Genomic DNA, 19,820 nt, shown 5'->3' with positions numbered 1-19,820 from the left:
ATAGTTCAAAAAAGTATAAAGGAGCGATCATGAACATTAATGCTACTTCCATGACAGCCATGTCCAACTGGATGAATAACAGCGCTCAAAATGTCGCCAATGTCAACACCGATAACTATAATGCCACACAAACGACCATCTCCAACCAAGGTAACGCGGTAGTTGCACAAAGCAGTCAAACCGAAAATAGCACCGATCTAGCAACCGAGTTTACCGATCAAATCGCACTTGAGACAAATTTTGAAGCCAACACCAAACCCATCCAAGCCGAAGATGAAATGATCGGCAGCCTTTTGGATATGAAGGCGTAATAAGACCATTAGCACAGGCTACTTTTCTTTACATGTAAAAGATTTATTACTTAGTTTCGTTAAAGTAGCCTATCCTCTTTATTTATATTTCAATAAAATTCTTTTACTCGCGCTACAATATCTCTACCTAAAGCTTCTATCGCTCCATTTTCTCGCTCATTTTCTTTGTCCATGAGCATAATATGTTTCATATTGCCAAATAAACCAGCATCGTAGATTAAATTATTTTTTTCTAAGCGCCTTAAAACTTTTCCATTACGCATGATTTGGATATCGTAAGCTAATTTTGGAGAGCCTATCGTATCACTTTTTAGTGATTCAAGAGGCATACCTTCGCCCATAAAGATTCTTCTAAACATAATAGAAATAGCTAACGTATCCGTAGAATTAGCATCTAACATGTTATTTAGTTCTAAATTTTTTATAATTACATCATTGAGTTTTTGTTCTACATCCTTTTCTGTTTGGTACTGTTTTGTTGTTGGATAGTGTTTTTGTATAAAAGCTAGATTGATTTTTTCAAATTTAATTTTTCCACTTAAAGGCTCAGATGGTTGAGTTGCTGCGCAACCTGTAAACATAAATGTAATCAATATATAAATTGCATAAACTAAATTTTTCTTCATTTTTTTTCCTTCAATTTGATTTTTTTACATATAAAGATAAAAACATTTAAAAGTTTAGACTTGATTATTTAATGCTTTTAAGATAAATAAGAATTTGTTTATCTTCTTCTGTTTTTGGTATGTAACCATTGCGTATTACCTCTTTTGCCCAGTATTTGGTAAAAGGGGACAGGCTACTTTTTCTGTATTTATAGAAGATTTATTATCTAATTTCATTAAAGTAGCCTGTCCCCTATATCCCCCTATATCCCTGTGTGACCTGTAATTGTATATCAAGCTTATATTATTTTTTCCTAATAAGTTTCCAATCATAAAATGAGTGACTTTGACTCAAATTAATGACTTCTTGTTCTGGAAAATTGGTATATTTTTCCTTGACTTTTACAATATCATTTTGAGATTCATCTCTCAAAGCTAAATTCATAGTGAGTGCATTGGAAAAAAATCGTCCAATGTAATAGATTTTTCCTTTTTCAAATTTATATACAATGGGAGGTTGTAATTCTTCAGCATGATCTCTATAATATCTATATTGCCAGGAAGAAATTTTATACTCTCCTTCTGTGACTTCAAATACAAAATAATTACCAAGATGATTTCTGTCAGAAAAATCTTGTTTTCTTTGTGCAACATCTGTCGTTGAAACCATATTGGTTTCTTGTTGAGATTTATCCAAATTCCAAATATACACATACGCAGCATGCGGAATAGTGATATATGCTTCTTCAATACTACCAATAACAAGCGCAGTTTTTGACTCTTTCGTTGCAGTAAATGTTGCATTTTCTGGTAATAATCCAACAGTTTTAGTAGTGCATCCACTTAAAAACAGTATAGAAAGTATTGATATAATAAACAAACTAGATTTCATTTGAATCCTTATAAAATTATGATTATTCAAAATAATTCCAGAGCCTCTTACTGCCACCTAAAAATAGATAAGCAACAGTAATCATCTCTAAAATAATGCCTACTAAAGCTGCCTGAAACTCTACATAATAAAGATTTAATCCTGTTCCAACAATGAGCAAAGCCATACTTCCAAAAAACCCAGAGCGCTTCCAACGTAAAATCAGAATTGTGAAGTAAAGTGATAAAATACACATAACTCCATAGAGGTAAGAAGAAGTAATGCTAAATTTTGGATTTGTTAACATTATTAGTTGTGGGTATATAAAATATACTATTCCACCAATGACTGAAAAAATAATATTCATCCATAACCAAATGGTGAATAATTTTGGACGCCTTCTTATAGTTAACTCACTCATAATTGCTCATTCTTAAATACTTATTATCTATCTTCTTACTACTATAAACCAATAGAACGCATAAAATTAAGGCCCCCAGATAGGGGATAAATGTAATCAGCTGCCACCAACCACTCATACCAGCATCGTGAAGCCTTCTTGTTGCCAAACTAATAGATGGAACAATCACAATAAGTGCATAAATCAAAATAAGGATTTTAGACACTAACGATAAAATGATAATAACAATGAAATTAACAAGAGCGAAACTCCAATATTCTCTTCTTGAGGCAATTCCATCAAAATCAAAAACTTTTTTGAAAGCCGCCGTATAGTAACTTAAAAAATTCATTTGTCCTCCTAATGTTTTGTACGATTTTTCTTTACATGTAAAGATTTATTGGCCTAATTCTCGCAGTTCTTTAACAAGCGTTTTGGAAATGAGTGCTATATCTTCTGGCTCATCTTTTTCATCTCTTTGAAATGTCCCGATTTGCATGTTGACTGCAAAGTTTCTAATAGCGTTATATTGAGTGGTGCTTCTAGGTATATTGTAATGTGCTAACAATGTATTATTTTGGTCAAATACTTTGATGGAGTAATGAAACTCTGGTTTATTTAGTTTTCTACCACCAGTATTAAAAATCCTAGCATAATACATTTCTATTGATATTTTCAAATCACCCTCTGCATAAGCGCCTTGTTCTTTTAGCTCAGAATTGATAAATTCCTCAAAAGATTTTCGCAAAGTTTCTTGATTCAAATAGATTGTGCGTGTTTCAAGTTTTCCCATTGAATCATCCAAAACTAAACTAATATCTTGTAAGTAATATTTTGATTGCTCTTTTTTGATAGGTGTTGGGCTGACAACATAAGGGTTATAAGTACTACCACACCCTGTTAAGATCACCATTGCAATGGCTATTAAGATAAAACTTTTGAAACTCTTTTTCATTACGTATCCTATTGTTAAATTTTTAGTTTGATAATATAAACTCAGGGCTTATTTCAGTTTTTCTAACCCGTGCGCTTTCATACATGTTTCTAACTCTGTATAAACAGCTATTTTCGCCTTTTGTGTGGCTTCCTTCTCCCATGCATTTGTTTGTTTCGCATCTGCATTCGCACTATTTTTTAAAGCAAATGAGGTATATTCTATGACTTGCAATTGGGAGTTTAGGTCATACATCTTTTTGTCATAATCACATTTTCGCTTTGCCTCTTTGATTGCTATATCACTGGCTTGAGTTTGATCTAAATTTACCCATGTGAGACCACCACATCCTGAAAAAATACATGCAACGATACTTACCATATAAATTTTTTTAACGCTTTTTTTCAATTTTTTCCTTTTGGATTGATTTTATAATTATGGAACAAAGGTGAAAACTTAGGGATTAGGGCTAAATTTTTAACTTTTTTGCTTAACATGGTTTTACATGTAAAAGATTTATCGCTTAATTTCATTAAAGTAGCCTGTCCCCTTTATCTTTTTCTTCTTTCATTTTATTGCCTAAAAGGAATAGTTTCTTCTATTCCATTAATTTTTGTTGTCACTATGAAGCTATTTGGTCTCACCCCACCACCTGGTTGATTAAACCAAGGCGTTACTACGATGAATATTTGCTTTTCTTTCTCTTTTATTGCAAATCAGCTCTTAGCCATACTTTTAAATCTTCGTCTGTAAGGGTTGAAAGGTGTTTGATATATTCTTCTATAGAACATAAAACATTGCCTTTGCCATGAAGAAATACTTTCCCTTGTTTGTATTCACTACTCAATAATGTTGCAACATAAAGAGTATAATAGAAATAGTATTTAACTTCTTCGATACTTCTAAACCCAACTATATATTGAGGATCAGGCTCTTCCATATTCAGGATATTTCCATATATTTCTCCTAATTTTACTAGTTCATCATCAATTTTCTTAGACAAATTTAGTTCCTTAATAGGATCAATATACCAATCTTCTTTATCGGCAGTTTTATGATTTACATATTTTAAATAAATTAATCCATAGTCATACTCATACATAATAATGTCCAAATTTTCCTGTTGCATTTTATTACCTCCACAATACTCTAGTAAGTTCTTCCATCTTTAGAGGATGAGAAGTCACGATATATCCATTTTTACCTATTACTACATTAAGATATTTTTCTTCGCCATTGACAATCACTTTAAAAACAGAACCATCTGCTCCATATTTTCCAATAGATTGACCTGTTTTCACAGTATTGGTTACTAGAGTTGAGATTGAACTCGAATCGACACCCCATTTAGCAAAATCGTCTCCATGTCTTACAATGATATGCTCCAACCCTGTTAAAGTAGCCTGTCCCCTTTATCTTTATTATTTTACTGGCTTAGTTCTGCAAAAATACAGTAGTATTTGTTAATGTCAATATCAATATTTAACTCCATTTTAAATTTCTTTTGAATTTCAGGTGTAATTTCTATACCATACATAGGTAGATTATTATCTTCGATATTTAAAAAATTTCTATAAAATTTATCTCCATTATTTGGCAATGATATAGACTTTACATACTTATCTGATTTTTTTTCATAACATTCAATTTCATAAATAATCATATTCATCCCTAATTATTAGTTTTTTTTGTTTTATCGGCTGGTTTTGTTGTGCCAGTTTCTTTATTAATAGCGAGCAAAATGGGGACAGGCTACTTTTTCTTTACATGTAAAAGATTTATTGCTTAATTCCATTAAAGTAGCCTGTCCCCTTTATTCCTTTTTATTCCCTTTTGATTTCATACGCTTTATTATGCAAGAGTCCTAGCTCTTTCATTTTTGCTCTATCCATATCGTGAATTTGAAGTGAATCAAAAATAGCTTTTATGTCTTGTTTAAATTGGTGCTGGATATCTTTTAAGCTTTGACTTTTTAAATTTTCATCGAGACCTTTCAATGCCTGACTTCCAAAAGAATAATTATATTCATAAGTTATCCACAATAATCTTCCTTTTCCAGATAGATCATAGTAGCTACAAAAAGTATCATATGTTTGGATATTTATCGTAATTTTATGGTCATAATCCTCTCGGTATTTTTCTTTTTGCGAAAATGATCTACATCTAATTCCGTCTATATAATCTACAGAGCCTTCATAGTATTTTATTCCGTATTTTTCATTGTAATATATAGTATTTTTATTTGTTTGAACATTTTGCTCAAAAATATCACCATTTTTTTTATCTAAATATTGGAAAGAATTAAATATATCTCCTTCTGGTGATATATAATAATTATTAATAAGTACCTTTTCTACCATTCTGCCACGGATAAATCTTGTAAGACTTAAAAAGTCTTTGTAAGAAGTAGAAAATCCTTTAAAGGGTTCTCCTAAATTGAAAGGTGCTTCTATGGACATAATTTTATTGTGACTATAGAGTCTTACATTATCAACCATCATAGTTTCTGTTCCTTGTGCATAATCTTTAGCTAAGCACCCAGTAAAAGTTAATAATGTAAAAATTGTTATTAATATATGTCTCATTTTCTATATCCACATTGAACACCTTGGTCTGCGTAGTTTTCACAAACATAAGTACTATGCGGAGAATCAGAGGTAAAGAGTTTGTACGCATTGAGAATATTTGCTTTTTGTACTAAGTCAGCTTGTTCGTTATTGCCACTATTGCCACCTAGAACTTCTCCTACAAAGTCATTGGGTTTGGTATAGGAACCTGAATATGTATAGCCCAAACTACCTTCAATTACTTTACTCATATCTTCTCCCTTCATTGGTGAACCAAAAGAAACAAAAGTTGGAACATTTTCATTAGCTTTATAATACCCAACAGGCTTAAATCCTGTTGTGGTTTGTACATAAGCGATGCCATTGTAAACAATCGCATTGGCTTGTGAGTGCAGGGCATAGTTTGAACCTTCACTGCCTCGTGCGGTTGATACTTCATTGACAAATTGTCCTGTTTGTTTTGCGATGCCTGTCGTGCCTATGCCGCTTTTATCGACAAAAGATTCGAGTACGTCTGATAAAAAGCCATACGTTGGGTTATACGCTATAGTAAGCTCTACTGGAGTCCCTGTTCCAGACTGCCCCGTTTGTTGCAATCCATTCTTAATTGCTTCACTCTCAGAATTCATCATACCATTGATAGAATTTTGATACGTTGCGCTTTGGGGTGTGATTTCTACAGGTACTTTGGACACATAGATATCTTTACCATTGAAAAATGTTTTATCCTCTTCACTTAAGGATTTATAGTAGTTACTCTCTTCCATTTTTACGTAATCCTTCTCATTGAACTTATCTGAAAATTGATTAATGACTTGCAATACCATATGGGCAGCGTCTTTTGTTCCTGTTAAAATGGGAATTTCAGCCAAAATGCCTCCACGGTTTTCGTTGGATGGTACTATCCCTAAAGATAGATATTTGGTCAAAGCATTCCATACTTCACCTGCCGCAGCTTCTACTGGATTGTTGCTATTTGCATTGGGTAATGTTCCTGCTATTATATTCATATCTTCGTATTCTTGCTTTATCTGCTTTCTACCATCTTCCGTGAGTAACCTATGATCCAACGTAGCCGTAACCGAAGTACCAACACTCCCAGAGTAAAGGTCTTTGTTGACTTTCGTGGTATCACGGTTAAGTCTAGTAAGGTCATCAGAGTTTTCAGTATCCTTTACATGTAAAGTTCCTTCACCTACTGTTGCTAAGGTTTTAGAGCTGCTATAGCCCATCTCATTAGAAAGTGAAAGAGAAGAAGAGTTGACTTTTCCCGTAGTCTCTTCAACATTGGTTTGGGTATTGGTTTTAGATCCAAATCCAAATCCAATGTTGGTTCCAACACTGTAACTATTACTAGAGCTATACTGAGAATTGGTAGAGTTGGCGAAGGTGAGGGTGCCTGTGCTAAGGTTTAGCTTTCCATTGTCTTCAAACTGACCTTGCTCATTGGTCTCTCCTGCAGCAATAAGGGCGCCTTTAATGTTAGTGTTGTTTTCAACATCAATATTGACTTTATCGCCTGTGAGAGAAGTGAGCACTGTTTGTTTCGTTTGACTTGTTCCTGTGCTTGCCCCATAACTTGCTCCTGCACTTCCAAGACCATCTCCCGTTCTAGCACCTACCGTTTGGTTAAGAGTGTTTTGTTGTGCTTTTGAACCACTGGTATAGTCTTTATCATTCCCTAAAGAAGCACTCACACTGACATTAAACCCATTAGAATTAGAGGAGCTACTATCTCTTTGAGATTCAACACTTAAGTCACCTCCGACTTTGACGTTCAAGGTATCGTCTGCTTGAACGGTTGCTCCTTTAAAAGAAGCATCATTGGAAGTTTCGATGTTAATGTTTTTAGCTATAAGATTGGAATTGGTGTTGGTAGTGCTATCACTGCTCTCATGACCTTCTCCATATCCCACAGAAGCACCTAGTCCACTGCCTCCACCGTACATGGTCATAGAAACAGAACCACTCAGGTCTTTGGTGTCTTGTTTGGACGTTGATGTATCGACAGAAGAGTTTACATGTAAATCATGTGTGGTAATACTTAAGTCATTTTCAGCCACAACATTAGAGCCACTGACAGTTGTTGTGGTATCGGTTGCCGTATTGGTTTTTATGATGATGTCATTACCATAAATGCTTGAAGCTAAGCTTTTGGTATAGCCTGCATCACTGAGCAGTTGGGAGCCTTTCATATCTAAAGCGAGTCCTACACTAAAGCCCCATGTTGCAGAACTTGCAGCAGCTGTAGCTGCTTGGGAGTAAATAGCAATCGTTTTAGAAGTTAAATCAACTGTTGCTGCTGCAATAGCAGCAACATAATACTTTTCATTGTCTTTGACATTGTCGATTAAGTCTTGGAGATCGCCAATGTCTTCGTAGTCTATGCCTGCTTCTTTGGCTTTATAACGTGCTTTAATATCACTGAGGGTTGATTCTAACTTACTCACTTCATCTTTATACTTGCTGTAGTCATCTTTGACTTTTTTAAGTTGCTCTGCTGATTCTGCGGCTGCTTTAACGGCTGAACCAATTTCCACATATTCGTTTTGAACGGTGATACTTATCTCCGCACTGGCGTGTTTTTCTTTACTGTTTTCACTGTAGGTATCGATGGACTCTTTGATGGTCACATCACCATTTTGAGCGGTAAGGCTTACGGTTTTAGCCGCTTCAAGTGTTGAGCCTTCTACCAGAATGTCTTTTTTAGAATCTAAGACGATGTCACCACTTTTACTATTGAGTGATGAGCTTTTATGCGTTAGGCTTTCCGTCGATGTTGCTGAATTGTCATAGGTTGCTTTGGCAACGGAGATTTTTATCTTTGTGTCTTGGTCTTTACTCGGTATTGGGTTAATAATATCATTGAGAGATTCAGCCATTTTAAAAACATTGTTGAGTGATACTGATGTTTTTTTGGAAATACTCTCCGTTTGGGTCGTCTCTTCAGCGGAGAGTACTTCGATGGAGCCTGTGTTGGTAGTGGCTTGGATGGTTTTTTCAGCACTGAGGTTAGAACCTACGACTTTAGCACTTCCACTGTCGATAATGATGTTATTGCCGCTGTTGATGTTTGAAGATTTGGCAGTGACAGCTGTTTTATCATCTTTTTTAAACTCTGATTCATAAATTGGATTATTTGAGAAGCCCAATGTTAAAAGGCTGCCTAAATTGAAACTACTTTTTTTACTCCACTGTTCACTTTGACTAAACTCCTGTGCTGCAGCTATAAGCACTTCATTGGCAGCTTGGAGTTGAAGATCGGATGCAGCATCGATGTTGGAACCGATGACTTTGATGTCATTGCCTGATTTTAGGATGATGTTTAGCGCTTCGGTACGAAGGGTTGCCTCTTTAGCATTAAGTGCATCGCTTCGGTTCATTGAAGCACTTTGTTTGAGTCCGCCAAATGATGACTTCGTGACCGAATGCATCTCACCTTCTCTGTATTGTTTGGTAAGGACATTGATGTCAGCTTTTGCATCAACGACGATGTTCTCTTTCGCAACTAGGTTTGCCGCTTCTAAATTAACACTTGCGTCGCTGGATTGGATGAGAATATTCTTTGCATTTAAGCTACTTTGAACAACACTCTCTTTATAAAGGGTATCTTGTTTGGTTTGTTTACCACCCAATAAACCGCCGCTTTTGCTGGTAACTTTTGTATCTTGATAGGTAAGATCATTGGCAGCTAAGATGTTAACACCTTCTTTGCCCTCCACGATGATATTTTCAGATGCGCTTAGGTTAGAGGCGGTGATACTAACTTGATTGGCATTGATAGATATATTTTCTCCTTCAATAGAAGAGGTTGCATGGGTAGTTGAGTTACCTTTGTTATAGCCACCATCTACCTTAAAGTCATAGGTTTCTTCTTTAGCAAGGCTAGCGATGTTTACATTGCCATTGGTTGAATTTAGGATGACATCTTTTGTGGCAGAGACATTGGCATTGTTGAAGTTTATATCGCCTTGTGTTTGAATACTCAAATCGCCACCAGAGGTTAGTTCAGAAGCTTTACCTTTTTGGGTTGTGGTTTGTGTACCTCTAGCGTAGGTATACGTTTTATCTTGACTCAGTGCACTTGCACTAAATTCTTTAGCTTGGATGCTCATATCGCCACCAGACTGAATATCTCCACTGAGATTTTCAATAGAACCAGCAGAGCTTAAAAGCATTGTACTACCGGAGGAGAGCGTACCGTTTTGATTGGTGAGTTTTGATCCTGTAGCAACGCTCAATGTTCCCTCTGAGGCGATCAAGCCTTCATTGAGTAACGTATCTTGGATGACAAGGTCTATCTGCCCAGCCGCTATCTTTGCACCATCGCTTCCAACATTGGTACTGGCTAAGTAAACTTCAGGCACAAGTACACTCACGCCATCAATAACTTTCTCAACCATCCAAACGATGTTTTTATTGAGGCGTGCTATTTGCTCTGATGATAGAGAAATGCCTACTTGTAAATCAAGTGAGGATTGCAAAAGTATGGCATTGTCCATCAAACCTTGGAACTGATCTAACTCTGAGCCATAACCTTCAAGATAGCGACTACCACTGAGTCTTAAAACACTATTGCTCACAAGCTCTGTCTCATACATAGCGTCCCCTAAGCGTTTGAGAGTCTTCTCTGGGCGGTAGTCAAGCTTACTGAGCATATAATCAGAACTAATAAACGTGTTGTAATTGGTATAAAGAGGATTGGCTTCAATGAGATAAGGATGATCTTTGGCTTTATTGACTAAGAAAATTCCATACTTTCCTTTTGGCAGCGTTAAGGTGTCGGTGATCGTACTACTATTTGCTGTGTAGTTGGCTTGTGTTTGAGAAAGTGCATTGTGTGTGTTGGTCTGATATAAGCCTTCATTGGCTGTAATGATTTTGTATTCAATAGTAGTTTGTTGCGATAAAGCAACACCAACTTCAGCACGAAGTGTATTATTTAATGTTTCAAGATTGCTTGTAAGCGGTGAAATATCGAGATTTTGAAGTGCCGTAACGTTTTGTGTTAAGACAGTGTTTAGATCGGAATGAATCGTCAACAATTCATTTTTTTTTGCAGTGACATCCGCAACAGCAGAAAAAGAGGTATAAAGTGTTTCAAAATCTGTTAAATGACTCTGTGAAATTGCAATACTGCCTTTTACCAATCCAATCATCGATTCAAGAGCGGCTGTATCTGCCTTATTGTTGAGTGTTTTAAGTGTTCCAACCAATGTTTCAAGTGATGCTAAAGAGACTTTGTTTTGATCCAATATCTCTTGCATCTCATCTTTTACCGAAATTAATTCAGTTTTAAAATTATTCAAATCATCTAGCGTTACTATTGTGCTCAAAGCCTCATCAAGTGTCTCTTGATCAAAAGTTAAGGCTACTGCCGATTCATTAGAACCTGAAAGTTCGGATGTCAATTGTTGTAAATTTTTAGCACTACTTTCAATGCTTTCTATCGTGGATAATTTTGATTGAATGAGTTGATTATCAGATCCTCCTTGTTGTTCGCTAATATTGTTAAGTGTGACAACATTACCTGAGATACTCTTTTTAGCCTGAATACCGTAACTAGCAACAGACTCTTTAAGGGTTTCAGATTGCGTAAAAGTACCGCGATACGCTGCGTAAGTGCTACAACTCTTAATAACTCCAAGTTTCTTTTTACACTTTTTTTGATTACGGTATTGTGCTGTAATAATGTCAGTTGTGGTGACAAGAACCACACCTATATTGTTTGCGAGCGTTGCATTCAAAACGATATTGCCATCAGAGGCAATAAGAGAATAGGCGTTATTGAGTGTTCCAAGGTCAAGATTGATATTTCCAGAAGCTATGATTTGGGCAGGGTCTGTTGGAATGTCAACAACTCTTTTATAAATATTGGTTGTAACAATATTATAATTATTGGCGCCACCTTGTGGAATGTTTTCTGTTTGTGTAGATGATATATCTTTAAGTACGGGGGCTTGTGCAAGGTTATTGAGAGTCTTTGCTGTAATATCAAGATCATTTTCAGCTTGAATAAGTCCATAGTTGGTAACTGTGTTAATCTTGCTTTTTGCTGTATTAGACGCGATGGATAATGTACCATCACTATGAATCACTCCTTCTTTTTGGTTCGTTAAGGAATCTTCCACGAAAAGATTCATATTTTTATTACTACGAATAACGCCAGAATTATCAAGGATTTTAGACGTAATCGCTAAATTGTTTTTAGAATAGATCGCACCCGTATTGTCAAGATTATTGGCTTTTACATCAACATCGTAACCTCCTATAAGCCCTTCATTGTTGATGCTTTGCGTAGCAGCTATACTACTTGTGCCAGTACTTGCAAGCGCATTGAATTCACCTGAATTCTCAATTGTATCAGCAGAGATCATCATAGATCCGTTGCTGTTCAGTGTGCCACTATTATTCAGTGTTTTAGCCGTAAGTGCAAATTGATCTTTAGCGGTTACAGAATTACTATTATCAAAAGTTTCCGCTTTAATCTCAATAGCTTCTCCATTTAAAAGACCTTCATTTGAAAATTTTTGAATGGCAGTGAGCTTATCTTCATTGATGATCGATAAAAGATTTCCACTAGAGATCGTTCCATTTTTTTGATTTGAAAAAGTATTGTTAACCCAAAAATCAATGTCTCCATCACTTTGAATGGTTCCACTATTAGTAAGATTTTGCGCATTAAAAGCTAAAGAGTGCTTTGAATAAATATTCCCTTGATTTTCAACAGTGGTTGCTTGAATGTTCGTATCATAGCCACCAATAAGCCCTTCATTGGTGAGAATTTGATTTACATGTAAACTAAGTGTTCCTGTACTTCCAGCCGTACTCAATTCACCTTTGTTATAGAGATTATCAGCCATAATGTCGCTATTTTGATACGATTGGACTACACTATTTGAGGCAATTGAGAGATCTTTTTTTGCTAAAATAGCAAGATTATTGGCTGATACATCATTGGTCAGATTGATATTTCCACTGTGTGATGTTAATGTTGTTTGCGCATTGGAAAGTACTTTAGAAGCGACAATATCGCCATCGGCACTTAACATAAGAGAATTTTGCGCAATGACTTCAGGAGGGAGATTGACACCAATGCCTTTATCGGTGCTTTGGAGTGTGATGGTATTGGCATAAATGCCACCAAGCAGTGTTGAATCAATCGCTATACCACTTCCACTTCTATTTTTAGAAGAAACCGTTCCATCTAAAGCGATGGTGTTTTCACCCGCAACGACACTCAACTCATCGGCATAAAGTTTGGCATTAAGTTCTAAGGCTTTGGCATAGAGATTCACTCTTGCTATGTTGTGTGCGTTAAAACCATCCCCTTCAATGACAATGTTTCCACCACCAATATCAAATCCTTGCAGAAGGGTACCGTTCATCATTGGAGAACCTGTTGTTAACGTGGCATTCGGTGTATTGATAAATCCACCACCATTGATACTGATACCATTAGGATTGGCGATGATAACATCAGCAGCCTGACCTGCCACTTCGGTATAGCCTCGTAGTAATGTTTTACTGGTTCCTGTTACTTCATTGAGAATGAGTTTGGCTGCGTCACCTGTTAGGTTTGGGTTATACGAGATGTATCCTGCAAGCTGTGTATTGGCAACGGTTTTCGCATTATTAAGAATGAGTCCTTGTTGCTCGACATTAAAATTGGAAAATTTATTGTGAGAAAGTCCCTGTGAATTGGGTGTGACGATGTTGACGATAGGCACACCATTGGGTGCTTTTATGAGTTCAGCTTGATTGCCTTTAGGCGCACCTGTGTCAACAGTTAGTTCCGCTGCGGTTATAGTTTGATTCAATACTAAAAAAATATTAATAATAACGGATACAACTTGTCTGCTTGTCATGTGTTTCCTTCTCGTATATGGCATTTATAATTGCTTAAAAGCGATAATTGGCAGATGCGCCAAAAAAGTTCTGAGTGACACGCACATCTTTTTTATAAAGAGGCATCGCGTAGTAAAAATTCATATCAAAATTGCCCTGTTTTAGTTTTAGCCCAACCGCATCACTGAGTAATTTGCCGCCATTGGTATCTTCTTCTTTTTTGATTTCACCGCCATCTAGGGCTATGAAATAGGTTGGATCGAAATACTCTAAAAATTTACTCTGTGGTGTGTAAGAAAATTCGTTGCGTACGTAGTAACCCGTGTTCCCACTAAGCCCTTCTTTTTGAAAACCTCGAACGCTGTAATGCCCACCAATGCTAATTTGATTGGTGCTAAAAAGTTGGTAATTTGAGTGTTGATAATGCCCGCTAAGAGAATATTGAAAGGCATCAAGGCGCTTAACCAGTGAAGCGTCAATCGTATAAAGAGAGTATTTTTCATTCAAACTTGTTGGATTTGTGGCATCAAACCAATCCGTTCCTTGTGTGTAATTAAGTGCAACATAGGTGTAAAAATCTGCTGTTTGATACATATAATCTATCATCGCTCCTACTTTAGAGAGGTCATAGCTCGCCGTTTCAATCAATGATTCACTTAAATAGTTTTTTGTTTGATACTGTGATACGGAAGAGCCAATGCTCACACGATGCGATTCATTGTGGAAGAGTTTGTAGTTGAGTGCTAGGGTATAGGTTTTTGTATCACCATTGGAATCATATTGGTTAATGCCTCCATAAACATACTGCTCATAACTGCTTTTTCGATAACTCAATGTTGTCAATAAACCTCCTATTGGGAAAGAGTATTCGTACCCATCACCAATAGAATTTTCATTTTGAAAATGCTTGTCTGTACTATTGAGATTGACAACAAATTGATCATTGATTCCTAAAGGGTTGTCGACATTAAGCGCAAGGCTTCCTTGCTTATCACCCGTTTTTTTGGTTCCAAAATTATTAATGCCAATGCTACCATTGATGCGGTTTGTCGTGTTGTTTTCAATGCTCACATCGGTGTATCCTACTTCAGAACTAGGAATAAGATCCATTTTGGCATGATTACTCGGTAGGCGATTGATTGTTTCAACGGCATTTTCTAAATCGCGAAGATTGAGATAATCATCCTTTTGTCCCATAAAAGCACTGTTAATGTAAAGCTCATCAGGAACGATTTGTGCCACTTTCCCTTCGACAGCATAAAGTGTTACTTCTCCCGAAGATATATTTTGAGGTTTAATATAGACTTGTGAAGTGATGTACCCTTTTTCAAGGTATAGTGCTGTAAGTTCGCGTGCTAAATTGGATAGATCTGTGAGAGAATTACACTTGCCACGATAGTTATCATAAAGAGCTTGTTTCTCATCATGTGAGAGTAGGGTGATGCCTTCATCTGAAATTGATTTTATTTGAAAGCACTGTTCATCTTGTTTGGGTAAAAGTTCAGGTTTTTCAACATTGTAGCGCATGATATTTTCATCTTGGCGCTTATCAAGTTTTTCAAAAACCTCTTTTTGTTTTTCAAATTGCTCTCGCTGATTGATTGCATCGGTGATTGAATCTGCAAAAATTGCATATTTGTTCCCAAGGAGGCATAAGAGTACGAGTAAAAATTGGATACGAAAAGCCATTGGATTCCTTACAATGTTCCAAATTCATGGATTATTTATGTGTATGTCCTACAGACAACGTAAAGGCTTAAAAGGCAAATTAACGATAATATTGAATCAACGCATAGAAAACTATTGTCTCTGTATGATTATTATAAAAAAGAGGGATTTTAAATGATTTACAATGCTCATTTGCGCCCCCGCTTTGAGAAAATAACATAATTTTGATGCGTGTAGTGTGATATAAAAGTGGCATTTTATTCATTATAACCTTAAATCTTATAACGATAGATATTATTTTTTATAAGATAATAAGAAATTTTGAATGAATATGCAAAAACACAATTTAATGAAAAAGGAGCTGAAAAACCCTTTTAAACGATCAACATTGCATCGCCATAAGAGAAGAAACGATAGCGTTCTTTCACGGCTTCTTCGTAGAGTTCAAGCGTTTGTTCGATGCCTATAAATGAAGCGACCAACATGATGAGTGTTGATTTGGGAAGGTGAAAGTTGGTTAAGAGATGGTTGACGCGAAGTGGGGGATTTTGGGGATGCAAAAAGAGATCGCATTTTCCAACAGGCTCTTTCGTTCTGACAAAATACTCTACCGTTCGTGTGACGGTTGTTCCAACGGCTAAGATGTTTTTTGGGCTTTCAATCAGTTTACATGTAAACGGTGGAATAGCGTAAATCTCGGAGTGCATGACATGATCTTTGATGTGTTCGGCTTCGACGGGTTTAAACGTTCCTGCGCCTACATGTAAGGTTAAAAAGTGAGTTTCGTAACGCTTTTTTAACGCTTCAAACATCGTGTCGGTAAAGTGCAATGAAGCGGTTGGTGCAGCCACAGCGCCTTGCTCTTTGGCAAAGACTGTTTGATAATCCACACTGTCTTCGTCTGTGTCTTCACGTTTGATGTACGGTGGGAGTGGAATGTGTCCGATTTTATCTAACACGTCGAAAAGCGCTTGGGTGTGCAAGGGTTTTTCTGCTTGAAAAAAGGCAACGACACGCGTGCCGTCCTCTTTGAGTTCTATAATTTTGGCGAGCATCTTTTCATCAAAAAAGAGCTTTGTTCCTACTTTGACACGGCCCCTGATGTAGACCGAGTAGAGGTTTTCTTGCAAAGGAGCGTTCAGCAGTACTTCAACCTCGCCGCCACTCTCTTTTTTGCCAAAAACACGTGCTTTAATGACTTTGGTGTCATTGAGAAGTACGGCAATATCGGAAGGTAAAAAATCAAAAAGGTGTTTAAAATGGGTGTGTGTGATGCGTCCACTGTGGCGATCAAACACCAAAAGCCTCGCCTCATCCCTAGGTTCAACGGGATGTGTGGCGATCAGCTCTGGTGGAAGCGTGTAGTCGTAGGTCGATTTTAAAAGCGGGTCTATGGTCTATTCCTCACTCTTTGGTTCAGGCTCTTCTTCGGTGTCATCATTTTCAGGTGGAATGTATGGATTGACAATTTTGGCGACCAAAATAGAGATACCGTAAAGTATGAGAAGCGGTGCTGCCATTAAAAATTGAGAGAGAATATCCGGAGGCGTTAAAATACCTGCCACAACAAAGATAATGACAATGGCATAGCGGAAAAACTCTTTTAAGCCTTTGTCATCCACAAGTCCTAGTTTGGCAAAGAAGAAGATAACAACGGGCATTTCAAAGGAGAGTCCAAATCCAACTAAAAATTTTGTGAAGAAGCCAACGTATTCACCAATGCTAGGAAGTGCGGTAAACAGAGCACTACCAAAACCAATAAGAAAAGCAAAGGCTAATGGGACAACAACGTAGTAGCAAAAAGAGGCGCCTATGGCAAACATCATTGTTGCCGCAAACACAAAAGGAATCACCAGTTTTTTTTCGTTATCGTAAAGCCCAGGAGCGACAAAAAGCCAAAATTGCCAAAAAATAACAGGGAGTGAGAGAATAAATCCTGCAAAAAAGGCGACTTTCATTGCGGTGAAGAAAGGCTCTTGAACGCCGGTAAAAATGACATTGCTTCCTTCTGGAAGTACGGCTTTAAGAGGGGCTATCATCCATGAAAGAATAGGTTGCCAAAATGAAAAACAGATAAGAAACATGACTAAAATAGTAACGAGTGAAACGGAAAGTCTTTTACGAAGTTCTGCTAAATGGGGCTTTAACTCATCAAACATTATACATTTTCCTCTTTTTTTGTCTCTTTGGGTGTTTCGATCACTTGAACGTGGATGGGCTCACTCACTACAGGTGAAGATGTCTCAAGAGCAGCACTCTCTTTGACACTGCTTTCGAGCTCTTTTAAGGAATCATTGACCCCTTGGGTTGTTTTTTTGATCTCTTCAAGTTCATCAAATGTAATAACTTTACGTGCACTGGTAGCTACTTCATCCAACTTTTTCTTATACGTAAGCGCTTCATCTTTGAGTTCTTGGATTTTCATCTCTTGCTCAAAACTACTTTTGACATCATTGATGCTGTTTTTGAAGGATTTGAAGAATTTTGCACCTTTGACCATGGCTTCGGGAAGTTTCTCTGGTCCTAAAAATATAATAGCAATAATTGCAATAACAAGGATTTCTCCTATTCCCATACCAAACATGAAAGGCACCGCCTTGAAGTTAAATTGAAGTTGGATTTTATCTGAATTTTGATCAAAAGAGTATAAATGTCACGAACGTGGGATATAATAGAGTCAAATAGTAGTGACAAGCTTTGCCCAAAAACTCCCCAACAGAGGTAAGAGAATGCACATTCGTATCAGTCCGTTACGTATTGTTCTTATTTATGCACTTTTCGCGACACTGTGGATTCTCTTTTCTGACCGTTTGGTTGAGTCTTTGATCGATAATGTTGCTTATCTAACGCTTATTCAGACTTACAAAGGACTTTTTTTTATTATTGTCACTTCTTTACTTCTTTATGGGCTGATTCGCGCGCGAGTGACGGAGTTGGAGATGATGCAAAAAAAGCTCCAAGTGCATGAAGAGCGTTTGGAATATGTGATTCAAGGAGCCAATCTTGGGTATTGGGATTGGGACTACGTGCATCAACACCATGTTGTAAACGATAAATGGCTCTCTTTTTTAGGATTAAAACGCGAAGATATTGAGGATGATGTTACCGATTGGGAGGAGCGCATTCATCCTGAAGATCGTATGATAGCCCATAAAGCGGTTGAACATACTATTAAACACCATCAACCCTATAATGTAGAGTTTCGTATGCTTCATAAGGATGGGCATTGGGTTTGGATCGAGGGGTCTGGTGCTGTGGTGGAACGCAATGCAAAAACAGGTGCACCGCTTCGCCTTGCAGGAACCCATCGTGACATCAGTGATCGTAAAAATGCCCAAAGAGACATGCTTTTTCTAGCCCATAACGATACGCTAACGAAACTTCCCAATCGTGCATACCTGAGGCAAGAGCTTGAACAGCGCTTGATGGAAGAGTCGTCGTTGTGCTTTTTATTTTTAGACTTGGATCGTTTCAAAACCATTAACGATATGTATGGGCACACGATAGGCGATAAAGTGATTCAAGTGGTAGCCGAACGGTTAAAATCTGTGTTGAATCCTTCTGATTTTATTGCCCGTGTTGGTGGCGATGAGTTTGTCATCTTGAGCAATGAAGCTTTACATGTAGAAACGTTGTGCCAAAAACTCATCAAAGGTTTGGACGCGCCCATTGCCATTTCCGATGAGCACTTTAAGCTTAGTGTAAGCATCGGTGTTGCGTGTTCCCCCAATGATGGAAAAAGTTTTGAAGCACTTTTTAAAAATGCCGATACAGCCATGTATGAAGCTAAAAATCACTCCACAAAAAATTATCTTTTTTACACACCATCGATGACAGAACATCTTTTAACGATCTCAAAATTTGACAACGATCTCAAACATGCCATTGAATACGATGAATTTATCCTGCATTATCAACCGCAGATCAACCTTCATAGCAATGCCATTATTGGCATGGAGGCGCTTGTGCGATGGCAACACCCTGTGAAGGGTTTGCTCTCTCCTTACAATTTCATTGCAAGGGCGGAAGAGACCAGACTTATTATCCCCCTTGGATTGTTTATTTTCAAAAAAGCGTTGGAGCAGGCGAAACGATGGCAAGACGAGAATTTTTTCAATGGCATCATCGCGATTAATATCTCCAATGTTCAGATTGAAGAAGAAGATTTTATCGAGCAGATCGAGGCGATACGCCAAAAAATAGAAGTGAGTGCGCTCAGCATTGAACTTGAAGTCACGGAGAGCAGTTTTATGAACAACCCGATGCACTCTTCCAAAACATTGCAAAAACTTGAAAATTTGGGCTATAAAATCTCGATTGATGATTTTGGAACGGGCTATTCGTCTCTGAGTTATCTCAAACAATTACCCCTGCATAAACTCAAAATTGACCGCTCTTTTATACGCGATTTACCGCGTGATAGAGACGATCAAGCAATCTCAAAAGCGATCATTGCGCTTGGCAAAACCTTGGAGCTGGAAGTTTTAGCCGAAGGTGTGGAGACTGAGGAGCAAAAAGTGTTTTTAATCGAAAATGGATGTGACAGCATGCAAGGTTTTCTGTTTGCAAAACCCATGAGTGCTGAAGCGTTGGAGAGCTTTTTGCATCAAAACTAA

General features: G+C 37.1%; 17 protein-coding genes. 2 read left to right on the top strand and 15 right to left on the bottom strand.

Annotation, left to right across the window (positions count from 1 at the left end; genetic code table 11):
- Positions 1 to 29 precede the first annotated feature (29 nt).
- Positions 30 to 311, top strand: a complete 282-nt coding sequence (locus SHALO_RS09210) for a flagellar basal body rod C-terminal domain-containing protein (RefSeq protein ID WP_025345184.1) — start codon at positions 30 to 32, stop codon at positions 309 to 311.
- Positions 312 to 400: 89 nt separating this feature from the next.
- Here the strand turns inward: SHALO_RS09210 and SHALO_RS09205 are convergent, their stop codons facing one another.
- The 15 genes from SHALO_RS09205 to tatB all read right to left on the bottom strand — a co-directional run bounded on the left by SHALO_RS09205 (position 401) and on the right by tatB (position 17,788).
- The gene (locus SHALO_RS09205; RefSeq protein WP_084010853.1) at positions 401 to 937 is read right to left on the bottom strand and encodes a hypothetical protein; all 537 of its coding nucleotides are present in this window, start codon (positions 935 to 937) and stop codon (positions 401 to 403) included.
- Between the two features lie 283 nt (positions 938 to 1,220).
- Positions 1,221 to 1,808, bottom strand: a complete 588-nt coding sequence (locus tag SHALO_RS09200; protein WP_069478263.1) for a hypothetical protein — start codon at positions 1,806 to 1,808, stop codon at positions 1,221 to 1,223.
- Between the two features lie 22 nt (positions 1,809 to 1,830).
- A complete protein-coding gene (locus SHALO_RS09195) occupies positions 1,831 to 2,208 on the bottom strand; it encodes a hypothetical protein (RefSeq protein WP_069478262.1) in 378 nt (125 codons plus the stop codon).
- On the bottom strand, positions 2,201 to 2,539 hold the full coding sequence (locus SHALO_RS09190) for a DUF805 domain-containing protein (protein ID WP_069478261.1): 339 nt from the start codon (positions 2,537 to 2,539) through the stop codon (positions 2,201 to 2,203). Before SHALO_RS09190 ends, SHALO_RS09195 begins: the two co-directional genes overlap by 8 nt.
- Positions 2,540 to 2,584: 45 nt before the next feature.
- Entirely contained in the window at positions 2,585 to 3,142 is a 558-nt protein-coding gene (locus SHALO_RS09185) for a hypothetical protein (protein ID WP_069478260.1), read from the bottom strand.
- Positions 3,143 to 3,190: 48 nt separating this feature from the next.
- Positions 3,191 to 3,529 (bottom strand): hypothetical protein, encoded by a 339-nt coding sequence (locus tag SHALO_RS09180; RefSeq protein ID WP_069478259.1) that lies wholly within the window; start codon positions 3,527 to 3,529, stop codon positions 3,191 to 3,193.
- A 298-nt stretch (positions 3,530 to 3,827) separates the two neighbouring features.
- Positions 3,828 to 4,250 carry a hypothetical protein gene (locus SHALO_RS09175; RefSeq protein WP_069478258.1) on the bottom strand — a complete coding sequence of 141 codons (423 nt, stop codon included), beginning with the start codon at positions 4,248 to 4,250 and terminating at the stop codon, positions 3,828 to 3,830.
- A 4-nt stretch (positions 4,251 to 4,254) separates the two neighbouring features.
- A complete protein-coding gene (locus SHALO_RS09170; protein WP_069478257.1) occupies positions 4,255 to 4,509 on the bottom strand; it encodes a hypothetical protein in 255 nt (84 codons plus the stop codon).
- 38 nt (positions 4,510 to 4,547) lie between these two features.
- A complete protein-coding gene (locus SHALO_RS09165) occupies positions 4,548 to 4,784 on the bottom strand; it encodes a DUF7683 domain-containing protein (RefSeq protein WP_069478256.1) in 237 nt (78 codons plus the stop codon).
- A 160-nt stretch (positions 4,785 to 4,944) separates the two neighbouring features.
- A complete protein-coding gene (locus SHALO_RS09160) occupies positions 4,945 to 5,706 on the bottom strand; it encodes a hypothetical protein (RefSeq protein ID WP_145923250.1) in 762 nt (253 codons plus the stop codon).
- Positions 5,703 to 13,556 (bottom strand): two-partner secretion domain-containing protein, encoded by a 7,854-nt coding sequence (locus SHALO_RS09155; protein ID WP_069478254.1) that lies wholly within the window; start codon positions 13,554 to 13,556, stop codon positions 5,703 to 5,705. Before SHALO_RS09155 ends, SHALO_RS09160 begins: the two co-directional genes overlap by 4 nt.
- Positions 13,557 to 13,590: 34 nt before the next feature.
- Entirely contained in the window at positions 13,591 to 15,225 is a 1,635-nt protein-coding gene (locus SHALO_RS09150) for a ShlB/FhaC/HecB family hemolysin secretion/activation protein (protein WP_069478253.1), read from the bottom strand.
- 353 nt (positions 15,226 to 15,578) lie between these two features.
- Complete coding sequence (gene queA / locus SHALO_RS09145) at positions 15,579 to 16,550, bottom strand: tRNA preQ1(34) S-adenosylmethionine ribosyltransferase-isomerase QueA (RefSeq protein WP_238585324.1); 972 nt, start codon at positions 16,548 to 16,550, stop codon at positions 15,579 to 15,581.
- Between the two features lie 51 nt (positions 16,551 to 16,601).
- Positions 16,602 to 17,363 (bottom strand): twin-arginine translocase subunit TatC, encoded by a 762-nt coding sequence (tatC, locus tag SHALO_RS09140; protein ID WP_069478251.1) that lies wholly within the window; start codon positions 17,361 to 17,363, stop codon positions 16,602 to 16,604.
- Positions 17,363 to 17,788 carry a Sec-independent protein translocase protein TatB gene (gene tatB, locus SHALO_RS09135; protein WP_069478250.1) on the bottom strand — a complete coding sequence of 142 codons (426 nt, stop codon included), beginning with the start codon at positions 17,786 to 17,788 and terminating at the stop codon, positions 17,363 to 17,365. Before tatB ends, tatC begins: the two co-directional genes overlap by 1 nt.
- A gap of 145 nt (positions 17,789 to 17,933) precedes the next feature.
- Here tatB and SHALO_RS09130 point away from each other — a divergent pair, with 145 nt between their 5' ends.
- Complete coding sequence (locus SHALO_RS09130) at positions 17,934 to 19,820, top strand: putative bifunctional diguanylate cyclase/phosphodiesterase (RefSeq protein ID WP_069478249.1); 1,887 nt, start codon at positions 17,934 to 17,936, stop codon at positions 19,818 to 19,820.

The organism is Sulfurospirillum halorespirans DSM 13726, from assembly GCF_001723605.1.
GTDB classification, from domain to species: domain Bacteria; phylum Campylobacterota; class Campylobacteria; order Campylobacterales; family Sulfurospirillaceae; genus Sulfurospirillum; species Sulfurospirillum halorespirans.
Note: the sequence above shows the minus strand (reverse complement) of the source record. Positions and strands in the feature narration are given on the sequence as shown.